Below are 19,794 nucleotides of genomic sequence, written 5' to 3'. Positions count from 1 at the left end.
ACTACTTCTTACTGATACTATTCTTTTTATGTATTTGAAGCAATATATGCGCTATACGTTCTTCAATTGTAGTGTCTCCTTCTATTTGTATAACCGGGCATTTTAATCTTTTAATCCAATTCTTATGTACTGTTAGACTACGCCCATCAAAAGTAGGATCATCATATTGTTTTGCCCAATCGAGAAATGCTTTTGATTTTGATTGAATTTCAGCATCGGTTTGCAATAAAACTCCATAGCGGTCGACTTCTCGGTTTATTAGTCGTTGTATTCTTACTTCTGGTGGTATATACAAAAATACAGCATAGTCAAACATGTTTTCCCATTCCTTCCCCCAACTAACCATAGAGCCACTTATAATAACGGAATCATAGATTTCTATATCTTTTTTAATAGCAATATTTCTTTCTAATAATGGAATTTTAACCTGAAATGGTGGATCAGTTTTTTTCCAGTAATAATCATCTGCATCCAGATGTTTCCATCTTAATCTTTGCTCCAGATTATTTGCCAATGTCGTAGTACCCGATCCCGAAGCTCCAAATATGTGTATTTTCAAAAGATTTAATTTATGATATCATATAAAGACCAAGATACTAATTATTGGGTATCCTCTTCTACCCCCTTATAAAAACAAAAAACGGAGTAGGTATTTAAACTTACTCCGTTTTCAAAAATGGTTTACGTTTAGTTATGTAAAATGCAATTATAACTAAGCAACAAATATAGTTTTTTATCAGGAAATCCTATAAAAAATACGTTTTTATGGGAGGTATAGATATGTGCAACTCGTCCTTATTAAGGCTTAACTTCTGCTTTTTTACGATGTTTTCTATTAGGATATCTAATTATTCTTTTTCATTCTTAAAGACTGTTGATGCTTCTGCATTTTCATCATTTTCTTGTTTTTTGAAATCATAGGCTGCACGAGTTTCTACAAAGTTACTTTTGCATTTGTAATACTATTTTTACACTAGGTGATTGTAACTAGTATATTATTTCAAACTGATCTCTGTAACCGTATACACTTTTTCATATCCTTCTACTAAATCTGTTGTTTCAATAATTTCCAAAGGATAATATCGTTCTAAAACCTCTTTTAACAGGACAAGGGGATGGTAATTAAATTTGATTTCTTCTGTAACATACATTGTATATTTTTCTTTGATTGTAGGAAGGTTGTCACTTAATGGTAAAGGCTTATTAATTTCTAACACTACCTTAAAACAATTATATCCCTTAATCACTTTTGTTTGATTTCGGTATTCGTTTATATGAAAATCATTAACATTGAAATAATAATACTTTGTTGGCTGACTTCTTATTCTGTTCTTCTTTTTATCTAGATATATTTGAGTTATGGTTACATTTTCTGGGTCGAGAATACAACTTTTCGAGTTTCCATTCACAGTACATGTTGAAAGTATTACCCCCTGCTCAAAACAAAAAGAACTCCTGATATCTTTTTCCATAAAATTGGGGTGGCAAGTTTTTTTAAAAGCATCTTTAACCATGTTTTGCATATCCATGACCTTTTGCATAGCCCGATTTTTGCCTTTTGTGCTTACTGCTATTTCTTTAATTATATCAACCGAACTATTTCTTGTGTTTTCAAGAATTGCATTTAAACTCTTACTATACGTAGAATCAACTAACTTTTGATTAGTTATATTAATAACTCTTTTAAAGTGTATACTTCCTTTTTCTGGTATTAAAGGTATTTCGGGCCGACTAGAACAACTAGCTAATATCAATAAGCTAAGTATTATATATGTTTTTTTCATTAAATAGGTTTTATGAGAAATTGAATTATTAAAAATTCTGTTATGTTTTCATAAGTTGGATTTTGTTTGTTATTGTTCTGTATTGTTATTCATTACAATACAATATTAGTGCTTGCCAGTTTCATTTTTCGAAACTACGGAGCACAGAAGTGTTAAAAACAGTTAATAATGAACCGAAAATATAAGTCCCGCATTGAACTCATCTCGAGTAATGCTTTTGCCTCTTCTAAACACATTGAGGCATAAGTGTGTATTTTTATTTTATAGAATTGATTTAAACTTTACTAAATCTACTATTTACTCCATAATATGTATTGAGAGTTTCTGTAAAAATCAAGTATTCATCGAGCAGGAAGTGTTGTTGAGAGAAAATAATAGTCAAATCCTCATAATTTAACGATATTACAATTGATTTTGCCTTGTTTGGGGTATATTTAATAGCATCTACATTATTATGACAACTTCTGTGTTTTTTAAAAATCGAACCTTAAAACATATTGTTTTTTGGATTCTTTATTTATTGATTTGGATAGTAATGGATGTAATGTATGGTGCTTCATTGATCAAAGCATCCTATAGTTATCTGGGTTGTTTACTCGAAATCCCATTTTATTATATACATATGTATTACTTGTGGCCTAAGTATATTAGTACCAAACGTTATGTATATTATTTTCTGGCTTTCATTCCTCTTCTTATTATAAACTCATTACTTGTAAAACTTTTTCAATATTACTTTGTCTATCCGGTTTTATTAGACATACCAAAACTTCCTTCTGATTATTTTTCTTTTCCCAGAATACTAGATTTTGCAAGAGCAATATTATTATGGTTTGGTCCTCCTACTGCTATCAAGATTTTACAAGATCACTACGAAAATAAGATCAACTTAGAGAAAATAAAAAAAGAACAAAAGATCAGTGAACTGAATTTTCTGAGATCCCAGATGAATCCTCATTTTCTCTTTAATACGTTAAACAATCTGTACTCATTATCATTAAAAGGTTCAAAAAAAACTCCAGAAGCTCTATTACAACTATCAAACTTATTATCTTATACCTTATATGAAGGTAGTGAAGACAAAATTTCTTTAGAAAAGGAAATACATCACTTGCATGATTATATTGAATTAGAGAAGTTACGTTTTGGAAATCGTTTAAACTTACAGATGGAAATCACTGGTAATTTTGGTGGTGTAATGATTACTCCTCTTATCCTAATTCCTATAGTCGAAAATGCTTTTAAACATTGTTCTTTAAATGAAAGAGGAGATGTGGATATACAAATAAAAATAGCGGTCAACAATGGCGAATTACACATTAGCACTATTAATCCGGTAGGAAATTCTGTAAAAGAAGGTAACAAAAACGGAATCGGCGTTCAAAATTTATCTAAAAGATTACAGATTATTTATCCTCAAAAACATACCTTTAGGTTAGAAGAGCGTGCACATAAATTTTATGTCGACCTAAGTATACAACTAGATAATTGATGAGTATTATAAAATGTATTATTATAGATGATGAGCCATTAGCTCAAGATGTTATCTCTGACTACATCAGTAGGTTAGATTTTTTATCTGAAGTTGGAAAATTTGATGATGCTTTATCGGCTATCGAGTTTTTAAATTCTGAAACTATCGATCTCATTTTTTTAGATATACAAATGCCTATGCTAAACGGGATCAATTTTTTAAAAGCGGTCTCTTCTCCTCCCAAGGTTATTTTTACTACAGCACATCGGCATTATGCTGTAGATGGATTTGAGCTTAATGCTGTTGATTATCTAATAAAACCAATTCCTTTTTATCGATTTGTACAAGCCATTGAAAAAGTAAGGACACATACAGATCAACCTATAAAAATGCCCGAATCCCCTGCTGGTGCAGCTTTTTTTAAAGTAGATAATAAAAAAATTAAAGTATATTATACTGATATTCTTTTTATTGAAAGTTTAAAGGATTATATTAAAGTGGTCCTAAAAGACAGGTTTTTTGTCACTTATCAAACTCTTTCCGGAATGTTAGAACTATTACCCTCATCTCAGTTTGTACAAGTACACAAGTCTTTTATAGTAAATTTTCACTATATAAGTGTTATACAAGGAAATGTATTAGAGATAAATGATCATACCATCCCGATGGGAAGAAGTTATAGAGATAATGCTCTAGAGAAAATATATCAGACCGGAAAAAAGGTTTGGAAATAGATGCATTATTCTTAATACATGAACTCATCTCGAATTATATTTTACTATCTTTTTTCTTTATCAATTATGGGATTTGCTTCAAACTTCGCTGTTCTTTCTATTTGTTTTTCAAGATCCCAAACGATTCCAAATCTATTTTTTAAATGAGGTTCTAATGGTCCTAACCCTATTAAAGCTCTTCTTTTATCTACATTTTCAGGATCTGCTATAGGCCAAACATCAAAAGATTTTGTCTCTGGGTAGTATTTTATCTGGCTTCCGTAAATTTGTGTTTTTCCTTGTTGCGAAATGACTCTATCTTCTAAATATGCCAAATCCATAGGTCTAGCATTTCCTTTCTTAACAGCTTTTCTTAACACCGGAAGATACTTTATGTGTGTGTTATAATCTGAATGTTGAATTATTAAAAACAAAGTATAATTTCCTTGTTCTCCCACACTATCCACTCCAAGCCAACCATATTCATTTATAATTTTTTCTATTTTATATAAGTTTATTTTATGGTTTTCATCAAATATCTTAGACTCTACAGTTGCTTCATCAGATTTGACCCCAAACTTATTTTGTAATTCGCGTATTTTACCTAATTGATTCTGATCAGTATTATATATAGTATCTAATATGGCTACTAGATCATTCTTAAGTTCTTTATTAAGTACTCTTTCTTTTTCATGTTGTTGTTCTTTATTTGTCTTTTTCTCCTGGGAATAAGATATTGACGTAAATGCAATTAATATTATTACAAGCTTTATTGTTTTCATGAATGTTAAATGTTTCAATCTGGATTATAAATTTCAACAGCTTTTTTTAAGACTTTCATTTGTGTTTGAATAGAATTTCTTCTCCCGTAATCACTTTTGGTTTTAAAAGCTAATACAGCATCTATTTCTGGGTAAACGGTAATATTTTGCCCTAAGGCACCTTGTGCTGAATATGCATTTTTGAGTCTGTAATCCATTGTGTTTTCTACTAACCACCACATATAGCCGTAACCTAAATCCAATCCATCTTCTTTGAGTAATGGAACACTTTTTTGAGCCTCTAAGTAAGAGGTTCGTTCCTTTATTATTTCATTTACCCATTTTTCTGGTATGATTTGTTTACCCTTCCATTTACCCTTTCTAAGCATGAGCAGACCCATACGAGCCATATCTCTAGTAGAAAACCACATGTGATATGCTGGAAATTTTGATATTTCGTAGTTGCCTGTTTTAGTCTGAAGAGATTTATCCCAATCTTCCATTTGCAAGGGAATTGCAAGTTGAGATTCTACTTCATCATAAATAGTGCTTTTAGTTTCCTTCTCGAATATGTATCCAGCAGCATTGAAATCCCAATTACTGTATAACCAATGAGTTCCTGGTTGTACAGAACCTCTTTTTGGCGCATATCTACGAAAATCTCCACCATTCGAACCACTCAAATAAACTCCTGACCGAGCAGAGATTAAATCTTTTATTTTTGCTTTCCTTTCAATGGGGAGAAGTTCTGATACATCATTGATATCTAATTCTGCTAGTGTTTTATCGAGGTTTATAGTACCATTTTCGATATATTTTCCAAATAGCATTGCAAGAATACTTTTTCTACAAGATGCTATGTAACTATTTTCTTCTATATCTCCATATTCTAATACAACTTGACCTTTGTGAATAATGATAAGTCCAGTAATATTTGTACTATCAACCACATAACGTGTAAAAACCGAACGCCATGTATCGTCCCAACCTGTTACTGAAGGATTTTCTGTTCTAGACCAATTCTTCCCCGGGTAAATTTGAGCTTCACTTGTACAGCTTAATAAAAATAAAGAAACTAATACTATGATTGTAATTTTCATGGCTTATCGTAATTAATCACATCTTAGCTTTAAAATTAGTTAAGTTCTTCTCATATAATTCTGTTTGTTTATCTTTTTTACGTTTTGCAATAGTTACAGCTGCTTCATAATGTTTTAATGCCAATTTATTTTGTCCGTTTTGCGCTAAAACCTCGGCATAGCTATCTTGGGCATTGGGAAAATCAGGAAAAAGGATTGACCCTGCTCTTAAAATTGCCAGAGCAGCTTTTATATTTTTTTCCCGCAGGTAATTATACCCCATATCGTTAACCATAAAACTTTCCATATGACCTCTTTTCAATATCAATTGTAGAAGTTCACAAACAGTTTCTTCATCTTGTTTTGTAAACTCATTTTTTTCTAAAATCTTTTCAAGTTGTTTAAAGGGTTTCTCTCTATACTTTGCAGCACTTGCTTTAGCTATTTCTTTAGCTTTTTCTAATGCATCATCGGCAGAAGACTTAACATCTGGGATCACTCCAACACCTTCCCAATTTGTATTTGTTACAGGGTTGATCGAGCGAGCAATTGGAACAATAAGTCTATACCCTTGCGGTAATCTCATAAAATTTACAGGATGTGCACCACCACCAGTGTTCTCTCCTATAACTGTGGCTCTTTTTCTTGCTTGCAGATCATATGCAAAAGCTTCGGATGCAGAAAAAGTTCTACCGCTAGTTAATATAAATAAAGGAACCTCTAATCTTTGCATACCTTTAACAGGCACAGTATTATAGTTTTCCATAGTATCTGTTCTTCGTGTATACACGCCAGTTAGTGGTAGATTTGTGGGAAGAAAATAACTACTTAAATTAACTCCAACAGGACCATTACCACCGCCATTTCCTCTCAAATCGATAATTATTGCATCGGCAGTTGATAAATACTTCATTAGAGGATCTACTTTTATAGTGTCTTCAACTCTAAACCCTTTTAAATGAACATAACCTACATTTCCTTCAAAAAAATTAACTTCTCCAAATCCTCCTCTTCTAAAACGTTCTATATTTTGCAGATGCATGGGAATGAAACCTAAAGGATTACTCGGTCTACTATTTCGAGGTCTTGGAGGAGCAATATTTAGATGTTTATCATTTGTGATTTTTTGCATCTCTTTTGTCAACGCTTTTGCAAACTCTCCTGGTTTTTTAAAAGTATCAAAATACTTTTCTTTCATCAATTCGTCCAGACGTTGATTTACTTCTTTTGCTTTATCCAGAAAAACATAGTTCTCTGTCATAAGCTTCTGTACTCTTTTAATAACATCGGTATTTGATTGAGCTAATAGAAGTATTGGAGTTAAGGCAATTAGGACGAATATTAATATTTTACTTTTCATTATTTTAATCTGTATTATAATGTATCTGAAGTGTTATTTTTATTTATTTTAGTTTGGATATCGATCTATATTCTTATGTTGCCAAAGTAAATTTATGATTTGCCATTGGTCATTTGTTTTTACTAAATGTAAATATTCTACCCAATTGTCTGAAATCAATTTAACTGTAGCTATTCGATTATAGATATCTAATATCTTTATTTTATTACTTGGTTTGGGAGGAAATCTGGTTCCGGATTTGTTCCATGATTTTGCAAACTCTACCATCTGTTCATAGCTAGTTTCTCTAATCATTTCTTTTTGTTTTTCTCGATCAAACCCCATTGTTCTCTTAGCTAAATCTTTATGAAACACTTCTTTCATAAGATCAGGTTTTAATTCCTGTAGTGCTACTAAATACCCTAATGCCCTTTCGCTGATTTCTATGCTATCTTTTTTACTTGCCGGGCTAGCCATTCTTATATGAGTAACAGAAGGAAAATCTCGTTCGTGCGTTAGTTCGTTATTTTCGTCAAACATTGCTCCTTTTATGAGATATCCCTTATCGTCAAACTCTTGGTTGTTGGCTGCAAAATTCCATTGGTTTTTAGTTAATTCTCCTTTTGCATTGTGATAAGAATACCTAACATGATTTCCATATTCATCATAGGTATCTTCATAAGAGGCCACTCCTATTGAGTTTTCTTGAATTTCTAATTTCTCATTAAGATTATAATTAGCTTTTGGAGATCCATCTTTTCTATATAAAATTCCTGTTATCCCAAATTCAAAATATGGTGAAATATTAACAGGGTTATTTTGTAGATCATACCGTTTTTCTATCACTATTTTTTTGTTTTTTGACCATCGATAATTCGCAATTTTCCAATTAGACTCCATAGGTTCATCGTTCAAATCATAAAAATCAAGTGCATTTACGAATCCGTTTTTATCATATTGGTATATTTCTTTAAAGACTTCACGATCATTAACCATTCGCTTTCCTTTCTTATCAAAAAAAGTACGAGTCTCTTCACCATCAGAGTACTCAAAAACCGTTCTATGGGCTCCTATTGTTGCTAAGGGGTGTTTTCGTTGGTCGTGATAATGATAATTAATAATCGCTATCAATTGTTTTTTCTCATTGTATTTAAAAACATAATGAGACGTACGTTGGGCTTCTTGCTGATTTATTTCGTGGATTCCCTGAATTCTTACATGTGGTGATACATGATTATATCTCATGTGCCTAAAATATTGTTCTGTTGTAGCGTGCTGAGCACTAGATTTAGGAAAATGCAATACTGTTAGTAACAAAAATGAAGTTATTAAAAACAGGTTGTTTCGCTGTGTGTTTTTCATGAGTATATCTTTTTTAGTGTTTTTTACATAGTGACACTTCATATCGTTAGATTAATACACCCTATCTAACCAATGTATTAGATTAAGTAACAGCTGGTAGTTTTCTGCTGCTTCTGCAGAATTCATCCCGACCTTAACCCTATCTCTACCCGCAATTTGAGCCGTGAACATGGCTGCTTCTCCAAATACCGCTATTCTGCCTTTTCCATATTCTAAGACAGCTCCCTGAGATAAATTTTCTGCAGAAATTCTTGGAGTTTTTTCATTAAAAACCCACATAGTATCTGTTATAAAGACGGTATATTCTTTTTTTAAATTTAAAATAGAAGAAGCTTTTTTTGGTGTTTTAAACCCTTGCCCTGTAAAGGTTCTTATTTTGTGTACTCGTTCCTGATGATTTCTTCCATTTGTTATTAGATGATTACCGAGCATTTCATTTTTTCGAGAAAAGTCAAAAATTCCTTTATCATCGGCATCCATTACAAAGCTGTCATAAAATGTAAAACCAAAAGCTTTTGCAAGATTTGCAGAGGCCCCAGCAAAAGGCATATGATCTGCGATCAAAAAAAGAGAGCCTCCGTTTTTAACCCATTCTTTTACATTATTTATTTCACTTGTCGAAAAAGCACTCTCTGTGGGAGCAACAAAAGGAGGTCTGCTATTTTCTGATAACGCATTAGAGATCACCAATATCTTAAGATCTTTTAGCTTCTCTTTTTTAAATTTCCCATCAAAACCATCGACTTTATACCCATCTTCTGATACTAATTTTGCAAAAGGCAAAAACCTATTATTCTTTGTATGAAAATTACGATGTCCCTGATCTATATATATTGTAGTGCCTGATTTTTTAGGATACATTTTTGTTATTATCTCGGGACTATAGGTTGTATCTGGTATTTGTTGAGAAAATATATGACTTATAGTTAAAAGGCTAATTATAAGCACGATGTTTCTGTTCATTGTTTTTTGATTTTTAACTAGCAAAAAGAATCAATTACCTGATGAAACTAACTGACTCCTATTAACAGTCACTAATTCTGTTCTATGCATCAAGGTAACACAATCATACTCTTATAGTTAAATATTTTTGCTGAACGGTAAGATCATACCTCTATATTAAATATCTATCTCGACATTCTGTCAAAAGCTAAATATTTGTATTTCATCGAGAAATAGATGTTGTTTAGAGAAGGTAATGGGTTATATCCTGCTTAGCTTTTTAGTTGTTTTCCGTAGTCACAATCATTCGCTAACCCTTTTGAATAGCTGGTTCTGGCATTTAGATCCATAACAAGATATGCTTTTTTCTTTATGAATATGGTTACATATTCTTCTTGCCAATGTATTTTTATATCTTTCTTTTTAAGATTTTTAACATAACTATATCGATTAGCATATAAGGCTGGTAATGGTGCATCTCTTCTTTCCCGAATGTTCTTATACAATTTTACATCAGAAAATCTTGGATCAATTACTGCACATAGAAAGCCATCAAAATCAATATCTTCTTTATCTGTGCTCAGGAGATAAGCCCAAACTGCATAGTCTTCTTCTTCGATCATCAAGGTTCTACCAGAATTAGTATGTGTATCGGTCATAAAAATTTTGGAAGCACTCGTTTCTTGCTTCTTTTCTTTAGTGTTTACACTAAATAATCCATCAAAAATAGATAGTAATTCAATTTTCATTTACAAGTTTTCTTTTTGGAGTCCTTAAGCTGGAGCTTATTATATTGGACGTAATCTCACCATAACAGGTAAGATGTAGAGTTTTTATTTATTTCTTATTCATTTTCTGATTCTGTATTACACTAAGACATATCCACACAGGATATTAATTCTCTAACTATGAAACTTATCATTAATCAAGACTCTATTCGGTATGATTAAAAACTTTATTATCATATGTGTAATACTGCTAACCTAAGTAATTATTTCTATAGTTATTTACGGTTTTCCTCAACAGTATTCAGTTTTTTTCTCCTAATAAAGTACTGTATACTATATCAATACTCAAAAAAAATAAAAGTATAAATCACATAAACCCAAATGAAGTGTTTTTCATAGGTTTTTCTTATCATTCTGCAGAAAAAAATATGCTTTTTATTTTTTCTTCATCATAGATAATGTAAATCCTCCTAACAACAGGATCACAATACCCATTATACCCCATAGCCAAATTTTATTAGCAAATAAAGGCTTTGTTACAGAAGATTCTTCGTGACCAATAGTCGACTGTGTTTCTGGTGATAGTGTTGTCATCTCATCTGGGATCTTGGCAGATACATAATTAAGATCATAAGAAGGTTTTTTCATTTTATCATTTCCATAAACCAAATAATATGTTCCCGGATTCGTAAAACGTGTAACAAGTTCGTGTTGATATCCTTTAACAATTACTTTATTAATTTTTAGAGGTTGATTGTCATGATTATCAATCACCATTCTAAATTTCTGAGCAATTGTACTCGTATTGGTAAATACATTATCTTCTATAGAATTAAGTACTCCCGAACTAAGCTCTCTATATCTAGGTTTCCAACTGCCTTTCTGAGTCTGTATACTATCTGTTACATATCGAATAGATATAGGACGATAATAATCAAAAGTTTCTTGTACTTGGACACCAATATAACTTACGGGAACTGGAGTTTTAAGACTTACATCGATAATAGTTTTTTTGGTCCCCTTAGGATTCTGAATATTTAGCTTTTCTATGCCATATTCCCTGTAATTTGCCTTTTTAATTTCATATCTGGTTACATTAGCCGATTGTAAAACTGGTTTTTTAGTACTTTTTATCAGTATCCTGAAATAGTGGTACTGCGCATTAGGAAATCGTACTGTAGTGAATTGATAATCTGTAAGTTCATTTTTTATAGAAAGTATACGATAGTCTTCTTTTATGGTATACCATTCTTTACGGTCTTGAGTCCCTTCTAAGGTAATTAACCAATCAAAATTAGATTGCTCAAAATCCAAATGAATCTGATTAATTGGTTGCTTAGTTGGGATTTCTAATGTAATATATGTTCCTTTTTCATTAAATGAGGTATTTAAGATGGTAAAAGGTATTTTGGTAAAGGATTTTTTTTCGGTTTTTAATCGTAAAAGATAAGGAGCTTCTATTGTATCTTTCTTATTTGTGATCCCAAAAACTCTGATATCAGATAGATTTGGCGAAACTTTACTAAATATTTCATCGGGTAGACTAATAGCATGCCAGGTGTCTGTTATCTCTGGTAAGATACTTCTATAAGCATATTGGTCCATCTGGGCATAAGCCCCAAAACTAATCAATAGTACCAGAAACATTATAATTTTCTTTTTCATGAGTTTACACCTTTTTAATTATCTAGAATTAAGAGCACATATAATTATGACACTCTCACTTTACAGGTTTTAAACATATCCTTTATAAAGAAATTTTTAAGGTTTGTTTCTATTTGTTTCATCTGCAATAATATGTTTGTATTTATTGTATAAAAATGAAATAATCAAAAGAAGCACTCCTAAAGCTAAGAATACAATAGTCTTTGCAATAGTTTCCATATGTGAAATATCGTAAAAGAATAACTTTATAAGTGTAATTCCGAATACTATAATTGCTAAGACACGTAAATATTTCTTTCGTTTCCATATTCCTAAAACAATGAGCAATAACGCATAAACACCCCATAAAATACTTAATCCAAGCTTATATGTTTCTGTATACCCCGACAAGTCTAACCAATGTATTAATTCGCTACTCACTATCCAGATTAATGTACAATGTAGTATAATTTCAAAAGCAATCTTAAAGGTTCTACCCAGAAATTTTTGCCGTACATACTTATAAAAAGTAAATAGCAAACCTGCTACAAATCCAAAAGAAATATATCGTATACCTATATGAGAAAAAGCTGCTACACTAAATTCTGTTCCTTTTAATTCTAAATAACTGTCTCTAAACTCACTTAGCAAATACAATCCTCTGGTCAAAAACACAAAAAGAGCTAACAACATAAAACTAAGAGTGATATACCCCAAGACATTATTTTTAATTTTTTGGATATTCACAAAAGACAAAATAACCAAGAACAACAAACTATAATTAATGAGCCAAATAGCTCTAAAATTTCTAGTATCTGATAAAACTGTATACTGTTCTGTACTATCGATATTTTGGGAAATGTAATGGTGATCTATATCTTGATAAACCTGATTCCAATAACTATCGATCTCTATCCAAAATGTAAAGTAGGTAGTACATACCAATAGTAATGCTAAACCTATGGTAAGCATTGTATACAACCAGGGTTGCTTTGGCCAGGGGAAAGATAGTTTCTCTTTACGATGTGTGATATAGATAAATGCAAAAGACACAATACACAATATTGATGTCATAAGATAAATATTAAACACTGGTATTAGCCTGGTTTCTGGTAGTGTTGGGCTATATCTATAGTATACCACGACCCAATCATGCAAAAGGCTAAAAAAAGTTAAGGCCCACAGCGGATACGAGAGGATTTCGTATATCGGTACTTTTTTGGTTCTCCCAATCCAAAATAACAATGCTGCTTCTCCTGCCCATAGTAGTGTAACCCAATTTCCATCTAGTTGTACAGGAAATGCAATCGTAATAAAAATCAAAACCATACCAGATACAAAATAAAACAGGTTGCGATCAGCCAGTTTTAATCTATACACAATAACACTTACTACAAAATGAATTACTGCATTCGCCAATGTAAATACACCTAATAAATCCTTACCGTATTCGTGATTGTTTAACATCGAAAATCCAATACCATAAAAGATAAATGAATTAGATAATTGTAGAATTACATCAATGGTTTTAAAGCTTTCTTTTTTTCTGAGTTTGTATACCAAAAACATAAGATAGAATGTGATAAAAAAGACAGTAAGAAATATAAAACCAAGGGTAAAATGTTCTTCTATTGTGTATTTATCGCCATACCATGACATAAAAATGATCCAGGTAAGCAAAAAAGACGAAAAGTAAAGGGGTTTCCAGTATTTTTTGATAGCAATAATAAGAATACCTATATTAATAATCGCCATATAACTAAACAGAATTACTACTCTACCCGATCCGTCACTTAATAAAAAAGGAACTGCATAGGCTCCTACGAGTCCTATATGAGCTATAATTTGCTTATTATATTGTATTGCTGCAAAAACGGTAAATGCCGTAAATAATAGCATAAGAATAAATGTCAAAGTCTGCGGAATCAGGCCGTATAAGTCGTATGCTAAAAAGGTAATAAAATATAAAATAGCCATGGCACCACTAACCAATACGGCACTAAAGTTTTTATATTTTTTCTTTAGTTTCATTCCAATTCCTAAAAGCCCTAATCCTGTTAAATACCCGAGTATAATTCTGGTTAATGGTCCTATTAGATCATTTTCTATGGTATACTTTGCTCCAATAGCAACACCAATGATAATAATCACAATACCTATTTTATTGATTAAGTTTTCTCCAATAAATTTTTCAAGGTTAGATTTCTTTTTTGGTATACTTGTTTTGGTAATAACAGGCTGTTCTTCTTTTACTAATGCTGGTTGCACTGCCTCTGGCTTAACCGAAGAGGATGGTTCTTTGACACTTTCTTTTGTAACTTCGGCTATAGGTGAAACAGGAGTTGGATTTTCTGTTTTTATATCAGGTTGGTTGGTCGATGTTGTTTTTAGCTTATATATCTCATCTTTAAGGCCTTGTATTTGAGTCGAGAAATCTTGTTGTCTTTTCAGTAGGATTTCAAGCTTTTCCAAAAGCTGATGTATCTGATCTTGGTTGTTTCCCATATTACAATATTCTTATATTTACCTAATGCTAAATATTCCTCAAAACGCTTATAAATTAAGATACTACAAAATATAATAAGGTTACATTTAACACTATATCATTACTTCTAAGAGTACATACTACTCACTATAATAAATTAAAACCTGTTTCTTTTCAAAATTTATTTTTATCCTGTTTAGTTTTTCAAAACTAAATCTATAGTATACACAGTTTGAATAATAAACAAATATCTATAATACGTGCAATTTATAGAACACTGTTTCCCGTGAAAAATATTATTTATTTCGCATAGAGTTACAGAATAAAAGGCATTTATTCTGAAAAGGTAAAAAGATTTTCTGAAACATCGTTATTATAACCGATTTTCAATTTGATATACGAGCAATTTTATCTTTTAGAAACTGTCTTTCTTGTTTGGACTGGGTAAGTTGTATTGCTTTTTGGTAGTATGTTGTAGCTCTGCTATTATCTTCTAATCGTTGGTAGATTTCGCCTAAAGTTGCATGATATAGGTAGTATTTTTCTAGTAACTTGTCGTTCTTTACACTTCCGAGTGCTGCTATTGCTTCTTTTGGGCCTTTAAGTTCTAGAATAACCAGGCATCGATTTAAAAAAACGATAGGATCATTAGCAATCTTTAATAAGAGTTCATAATACTCTAGTATCATTTTCCAGTTTGTATCTGCATATTGCTTTGCACAGCAATGCTGATATGCTATAGCGGCTTCTAGGTGATATGTTGAGAGTTCGCCTCCAAAAGCAGCTTTATTTAGATACTGTTCTCCAGATCGTATTAATTCTGCATTCCATGTTGTACGATCCTGTTTAGAAAGCAAAATAAGCCTCCCTTCTTCTGTTAGTCTACTATTAATTCTGGAGGCATGAAAACACATTAATCCCATCAAAGCATAAACCTTGGGTAACTGTGTACGTTTCTCGGATAAAAGGGATCGACATAAAAACATTGCTTGACTAATCAGATCTTTGCGAATCAATTGATCGGCATGAGTAGAATTATATCCTTCATTAAACATGAGGTAGATTGCACTAAGTACTGTTTTGGTTCTAAGATTAATTTCATTAATAGTAGGAATTACAGGACGTATCTTACGTTTTCTGAAATATTCTTTGGTTCTATACAATCTCTTAGAAATAGTATCTTCACTGGTAAGAAAAGACCTTGCAACTTCTTTAGTGCTAAATCCACATAATGCTTTCAGAATAAATGTAATTTGATTTTCTTGGGAGATATCGGGGTGACAGCATGCATACATCATTCCCAGAAAATCATCTTTTATATGTTGCTCCTGCCAGTAGGTATCCATTGTAGAAGTTAGCGTATACCCAGAAGTTAGTAGTTGTTTTTCGGGATCAGAAAAATCAATAATACTACTATGCTTATTACGCCTGATAATATCTATAGCTTTATTTTTAGCCGTGCGATATAACCATGCTCTCGGATTATCCGGCATCCCTCTAAATTTCCAGGTTTCTAGGGCTTTAACCAGAGCATCCTGTACTACATCTTCTGCTAATTCTATATTTTCGGTACCGAATATTTTAATCAATACAGCAACCATCTTTCCAGATTCTTGTCTAAAAAGATGGTTTAATGTATGATCTATGTGATCTCTATTTTCCAAAAAAGTTATTCCATTGGGCTTATTTCTCGTACTTCGACACTGCATCCATACTCAAAGCTTGGACAACCTTTAGCTATTTGTGCAGCATGATCCAGAGAATCTGCTTTAATTAGCAAATATCCCCCAACTAGTTCTTTTCCTTCAGCTAATGGGCGATCTGTTATTTTTTTACCACCTTCAGTAAGGGTTTTAGCTTCGCTCATTAAGGGTTGACCACCAATAAGTTGTTCTGATTTTGCTAAACCACCCATCCATTGTTGCCAATGCTGCATATGTTGTTGCATTTCTTCAGGAGAATTATTACTATACTTATCCTCTCCACCTCTAATAATAAACATAAATTCTTTCATCACTGTATTTTTTAAATGTTCTGTTATCCTAACTTTCTGGCCATACTTCTCGTACTTCTACACAAGAATCCCATTGTAATCCCGGGCAATCTTTTGCCATTTCGGTAGCATCTTCCAGGTTGTTTGCTTTAATAACCAAATATCCTCCAACCAATTCTTTTCCTTCTGTTAATGGTCTATCTGTTACTTTGGTTCCTCCGGGATAAATTGTGTTACCGTGTGAATATAATCGCTCACCTCCAACAAATTTTTCTTGCTGAGCCATCTCACCGATCCATTGTTGCCATTTTTGCATATGCTTTTGTTGTTCTTCTGGAGATTTAGAATCCCATACTTTGTCATCTCCTCTAAAAAGAAACATAAATTCTTTCATTTGTCTGTTTTTTTAAGTGGTTTATTTATTTTTTACACTACTATGACGAACACTTTTTTGATTTTTGGACAAGCAATATGGTTTTTTTGACAAAAATATTCTCTAATATCAAAAAACAACATATGTAGTTCTATACTATATTGTTTTTCAACAAATAAGTCTATCTACATATTGAAAAAATCAAGAATCATTGTTAAAAAGACAGCGGGTGTATTAAAATACACCCGCTGTCTTTTTTATAGAATTTTGTTAAAATGTTGTTTTCTTAAAAAAATTCTTATTCTTTAGTAGATCTATTGTATACTATTTTTTCTTTGTTTTTATAGAGAATCAATGTATTTTCAGTTACTTCATAATTCATACATTCTGAATTATCAATACATACTTTACGATCTTTTACGTCTACAGACCACTTCTTTTTAGTCGTCTTTGTTTTTGATTTTTCTACAAATAGATTACTCAACTTAAACATGATAACTGTATCGGGATCATCTTCTTTTACCCATATTCCTATCAATTCTTTGGCTATAACCTGATCAATTACAATTTCTTCAGGTTCTAACGTCTGATTTTGCTGTACAGGCTTTGTCTTAAAACTCATTAGCGTTGCAGCTAATATAACAGTTGTAAAAATTACGGATATAGATTGGGGTCTTTTCATAATTCAATTTTTTGATAAAATAAGGATATAAATTTAATGTTTTTTTGGTAATCTATAGTTTTTGATATTTTTTAATGCTCAAATAAGGTGATAAAATTATCAATTCTTTTATCCTAATCACAAATTTTATACCAGGACTATATTATTCTTTAGATCTTGCATAGTGGAGTTCCATTTCATTCATAGTAATCACCAACATATCTTTTCTTAGCACAAATTCTAAACACTTTTCTGTACCTCCCTCTACCGATGTCGCTTTTAAGCAAAGTTTACTATCTTTTAATAACCAATACCTTTTTAGAGGTTCTCCTAAAGACTTTTCTATAACGGTTCCATCCGACCTCAATTCTATATAAGTATTAGGATCACCATCCATTACCCATTTTCCTATTAATTCTTTTGGACCACCTTGATATACACTAATATTTTCTTTTTCACCATCATTTTTCTGGTGTTCAGGGCTATTTTTAAAGCTGCTCAATGTTAGCATAGCTATACTAACGATGGTAAGAATTAATTTGGATTGCATAATTTGGGCATTTAGGTAGGATAAATTTAACGTTTTTTTTGGTTTTATCCCTAATACTATGTTATTAAATATCTTTCTACAGATACGATAAATGCAATACAATTGATGTAAAACAATATAATTTACCGAGACTTTCATTTTAATTTTACTATTATTTGGATTCCTACATATTAAGGTTTTTAAAAATCTTGTACATATTTTGTTTATCCATTTTTTGGTTAAAAGCTTTAAGAACTGTTATAGGAAATTAATTAGGGGTAGGGTATTATGCTGTATAAACGTTTTATTATAAAAACGCCCATAACTTATCTATTAACGTAAATGGCTAAAAGGGAACACATAAGGATAGTGTTCCCTTTTTATATATAAAAAAATGAAAGTTATTCTAAATATTTTAGGAGGTTCTAAAAAATTATATTCTTTCTATTTTACATATAAAACAACCAGCTTCAGCATTTCTGGCATGTAAATATGCTATGTCGTTGTGGTCATGAAATATTTCTGAAATCAAAAGATCTACATCATCATCGCCTACCAATTTTGTAAATACCATATTTTGTTTTGTATTATACCCAATTAGTGATAGAGGAAAATTTTGTTTATCTGCTTTGATTTCTGGCGGAAATTGATGATCGTTCTTATAAGGTTCGACTTCTTTTTTGTGAACAAAAATAGGACCTGGTTGATTGAATGCATTTTTAATTTCAAAAGGACTATGGCTAATCAATAGCCGAGTATCTTTTCCCGGATCAAATTTTTTTAAAGAAATACGACAAGGTCCATAACCTGTAGCTATTTGTTCAACAACAGGATAATCAAAATCATCTACTTTTGTTTCTTTAATTCGTGATACATATTCTTTTGTTAACGGGACAATCTTAAATTTTTTCATATACTCGTTTTATGATTTAGCTTAGATTATGTAGCAGAAAAACTTATTACATAACCTTGATATAGCAAAATTGCTAAGAATTCAAAAAGTAAAACACCCGAATCTTGCTTGGTTATGAATTAATTTTTGCAGCTTCCCAGCCAATTATAGCAGTTTTGCGTGTACTGCCCCAATGGTATTGTCCTAAATCACCTGTAGATTGGATTACTCTATGACAAGGAATTAAAAACGCAACAGGATTACTACCTATAGCGGTTCCTACGGCCCTGGATGCTTTAGGCTTATGAATATGATTGGCAATGGTACCATATGTTGTTAATCCTCCCTTTGGGATCTTGAGTAATGTTTCCCAAACTTTTAATTGAAAATCAGTTCCTTTAAGGTGTAATTTTATTTGACTTAATTTTCTCCAGTCTTTCGTAAAAATAAATAAAGCATTTTGCTGAGGTCTATCTACGATTTGAGTAAACTTTGCTTTCGGAAAACGTTGTTGTAGTGTTGTAAATGCATTGTCATCATCTGCAAATGTCATATGACAAATACCTTTTGAGGTTGAAGCTACCAGCATTTTACCAAACGGGCTTTCGGCATAACTATAATTGATCTCCAGGTTCTGACCTCCATTTTTGTATTCTCCGGGTGTCATTCCTTCTATTTTTATAAAAAGATCATGTAATCTTCCTGTTCCAGAAAGTCCGGTCTCGTATGCCGCATCAAACAAAGTGGTTTGCTGATCTTTTAAAATATTTTTTGCGTACTCTAAACTAGTGTACTGCAAAAATTTTTTAGGACTCACTCCTACCCAATCTGTAAAGAGTCTTTGAAAATGAAAAGGGCTGATATGTACCTTTTCTGCAATCTCATCCAGATTAGGTTGATCTTTAAAATTTTGTTTAATATACGTTATCGCCTCTGCAATACGATTGTAATGAAACTGATTTTGCTCACTTATCTTCATAATACTTTAATTTTAAAAACGGTATAAAAGTATTTAGCTCAAGGTATTTTTAAAAC

Annotated in this window: 19 protein-coding genes; 2 read left to right on the top strand and 17 right to left on the bottom strand. The window is 31.6% G+C overall.

Annotated features, from left to right (window positions below; all coding sequences use genetic code 11):
• Position 1: 1 nt before the first annotated feature.
• Both DK441_RS18205 and DK441_RS18200 read right to left on the bottom strand, forming a co-directional pair.
• Positions 2 to 559 carry an AAA family ATPase gene (locus DK441_RS18205; protein WP_109851950.1) on the bottom strand — a complete coding sequence of 186 codons (558 nt, stop codon included), beginning with the start codon at positions 557 to 559 and terminating at the stop codon, positions 2 to 4.
• 436 nt (positions 560 to 995) lie between these two features.
• Entirely contained in the window at positions 996 to 1,784 is a 789-nt protein-coding gene (locus DK441_RS18200; protein WP_109851949.1) for a hypothetical protein, read from the bottom strand.
• 535 nt (positions 1,785 to 2,319) lie between these two features.
• On the opposite strand from DK441_RS18200, the gene DK441_RS18195 reads away from it, so the two are divergent.
• Both DK441_RS18195 and DK441_RS18190 read left to right on the top strand, forming a co-directional pair.
• On the top strand, positions 2,320 to 3,276 hold the full coding sequence (locus tag DK441_RS18195) for a sensor histidine kinase (RefSeq protein WP_160112165.1): 957 nt from the start codon (positions 2,320 to 2,322) through the stop codon (positions 3,274 to 3,276).
• Positions 3,276 to 3,992 carry a LytTR family DNA-binding domain-containing protein gene (locus DK441_RS18190; RefSeq protein ID WP_200822865.1) on the top strand — a complete coding sequence of 239 codons (717 nt, stop codon included), beginning with the start codon at positions 3,276 to 3,278 and terminating at the stop codon, positions 3,990 to 3,992. The genes DK441_RS18195 and DK441_RS18190 overlap by 1 nt, the downstream gene beginning before the upstream one ends.
• A gap of 44 nt (positions 3,993 to 4,036) precedes the next feature.
• Here the strand turns inward: DK441_RS18190 and DK441_RS18185 are convergent, their stop codons facing one another.
• The 15 genes from DK441_RS18185 to DK441_RS18115 form a co-directional block, all read right to left on the bottom strand.
• Positions 4,037 to 4,753: a DUF6624 domain-containing protein gene (locus DK441_RS18185; RefSeq protein ID WP_109851947.1), complete on the bottom strand. Its 717-nt coding sequence runs from the start codon at positions 4,751 to 4,753 to the stop codon at positions 4,037 to 4,039.
• 14 nt (positions 4,754 to 4,767) lie between these two features.
• Positions 4,768 to 5,832, bottom strand: a complete 1,065-nt coding sequence (locus DK441_RS18180) for a serine hydrolase (protein ID WP_109851946.1) — start codon at positions 5,830 to 5,832, stop codon at positions 4,768 to 4,770.
• A 16-nt stretch (positions 5,833 to 5,848) separates the two neighbouring features.
• Entirely contained in the window at positions 5,849 to 7,171 is a 1,323-nt protein-coding gene (locus tag DK441_RS18175) for a S41 family peptidase (RefSeq protein ID WP_109851945.1), read from the bottom strand.
• A gap of 48 nt (positions 7,172 to 7,219) precedes the next feature.
• Complete coding sequence (locus tag DK441_RS18170) at positions 7,220 to 8,512, bottom strand: nuclear transport factor 2 family protein (protein WP_160112164.1); 1,293 nt, start codon at positions 8,510 to 8,512, stop codon at positions 7,220 to 7,222.
• 51 nt (positions 8,513 to 8,563) lie between these two features.
• Positions 8,564 to 9,475: a hypothetical protein gene (locus DK441_RS18165; RefSeq protein ID WP_109851943.1), complete on the bottom strand. Its 912-nt coding sequence runs from the start codon at positions 9,473 to 9,475 to the stop codon at positions 8,564 to 8,566.
• A 251-nt stretch (positions 9,476 to 9,726) separates the two neighbouring features.
• Positions 9,727 to 10,203 carry a hypothetical protein gene (locus DK441_RS18160; RefSeq protein WP_109851942.1) on the bottom strand — a complete coding sequence of 159 codons (477 nt, stop codon included), beginning with the start codon at positions 10,201 to 10,203 and terminating at the stop codon, positions 9,727 to 9,729.
• Positions 10,204 to 10,617: 414 nt separating this feature from the next.
• On the bottom strand, positions 10,618 to 11,847 hold the full coding sequence (locus tag DK441_RS18155) for a DUF3999 family protein (RefSeq protein ID WP_109851941.1): 1,230 nt from the start codon (positions 11,845 to 11,847) through the stop codon (positions 10,618 to 10,620).
• A gap of 96 nt (positions 11,848 to 11,943) precedes the next feature.
• Positions 11,944 to 14,331, bottom strand: coding sequence for a DUF2339 domain-containing protein (locus DK441_RS18150; RefSeq protein WP_109851940.1), 2,388 nt, complete (start codon positions 14,329 to 14,331; stop codon positions 11,944 to 11,946).
• Between the two features lie 366 nt (positions 14,332 to 14,697).
• Entirely contained in the window at positions 14,698 to 15,975 is a 1,278-nt protein-coding gene (locus DK441_RS18145; RefSeq protein ID WP_160112163.1) for an RNA polymerase sigma factor, read from the bottom strand.
• Positions 15,976 to 15,980: 5 nt separating this feature from the next.
• Positions 15,981 to 16,325: a YciI family protein gene (locus DK441_RS18140; RefSeq protein ID WP_074408106.1), complete on the bottom strand. Its 345-nt coding sequence runs from the start codon at positions 16,323 to 16,325 to the stop codon at positions 15,981 to 15,983.
• A 28-nt stretch (positions 16,326 to 16,353) separates the two neighbouring features.
• A complete protein-coding gene (locus DK441_RS18135; RefSeq protein ID WP_109851938.1) occupies positions 16,354 to 16,698 on the bottom strand; it encodes a YciI family protein in 345 nt (114 codons plus the stop codon).
• Between the two features lie 277 nt (positions 16,699 to 16,975).
• Entirely contained in the window at positions 16,976 to 17,359 is a 384-nt protein-coding gene (locus DK441_RS18130; RefSeq protein WP_109851937.1) for a hypothetical protein, read from the bottom strand.
• A gap of 142 nt (positions 17,360 to 17,501) precedes the next feature.
• A complete protein-coding gene (locus DK441_RS18125) occupies positions 17,502 to 17,888 on the bottom strand; it encodes a hypothetical protein (protein WP_025666043.1) in 387 nt (128 codons plus the stop codon).
• Between the two features lie 412 nt (positions 17,889 to 18,300).
• The gene (locus tag DK441_RS18120; RefSeq protein WP_109851936.1) at positions 18,301 to 18,780 is read right to left on the bottom strand and encodes a DUF1203 domain-containing protein; all 480 of its coding nucleotides are present in this window, start codon (positions 18,778 to 18,780) and stop codon (positions 18,301 to 18,303) included.
• Between the two features lie 112 nt (positions 18,781 to 18,892).
• Positions 18,893 to 19,738, bottom strand: coding sequence for a methylated-DNA--[protein]-cysteine S-methyltransferase (locus DK441_RS18115; RefSeq protein ID WP_200822864.1), 846 nt, complete (start codon positions 19,736 to 19,738; stop codon positions 18,893 to 18,895).
• Positions 19,739 to 19,794 lie beyond the last annotated feature (56 nt).

The organism is Aquimarina sp. AU58 (assembly GCF_900312745.1).
Lineage (GTDB): Bacteria > Bacteroidota > Bacteroidia > Flavobacteriales > Flavobacteriaceae > Aquimarina > Aquimarina spinulae.
This window is presented reverse-complemented; position numbering and strand designations above follow the sequence as displayed.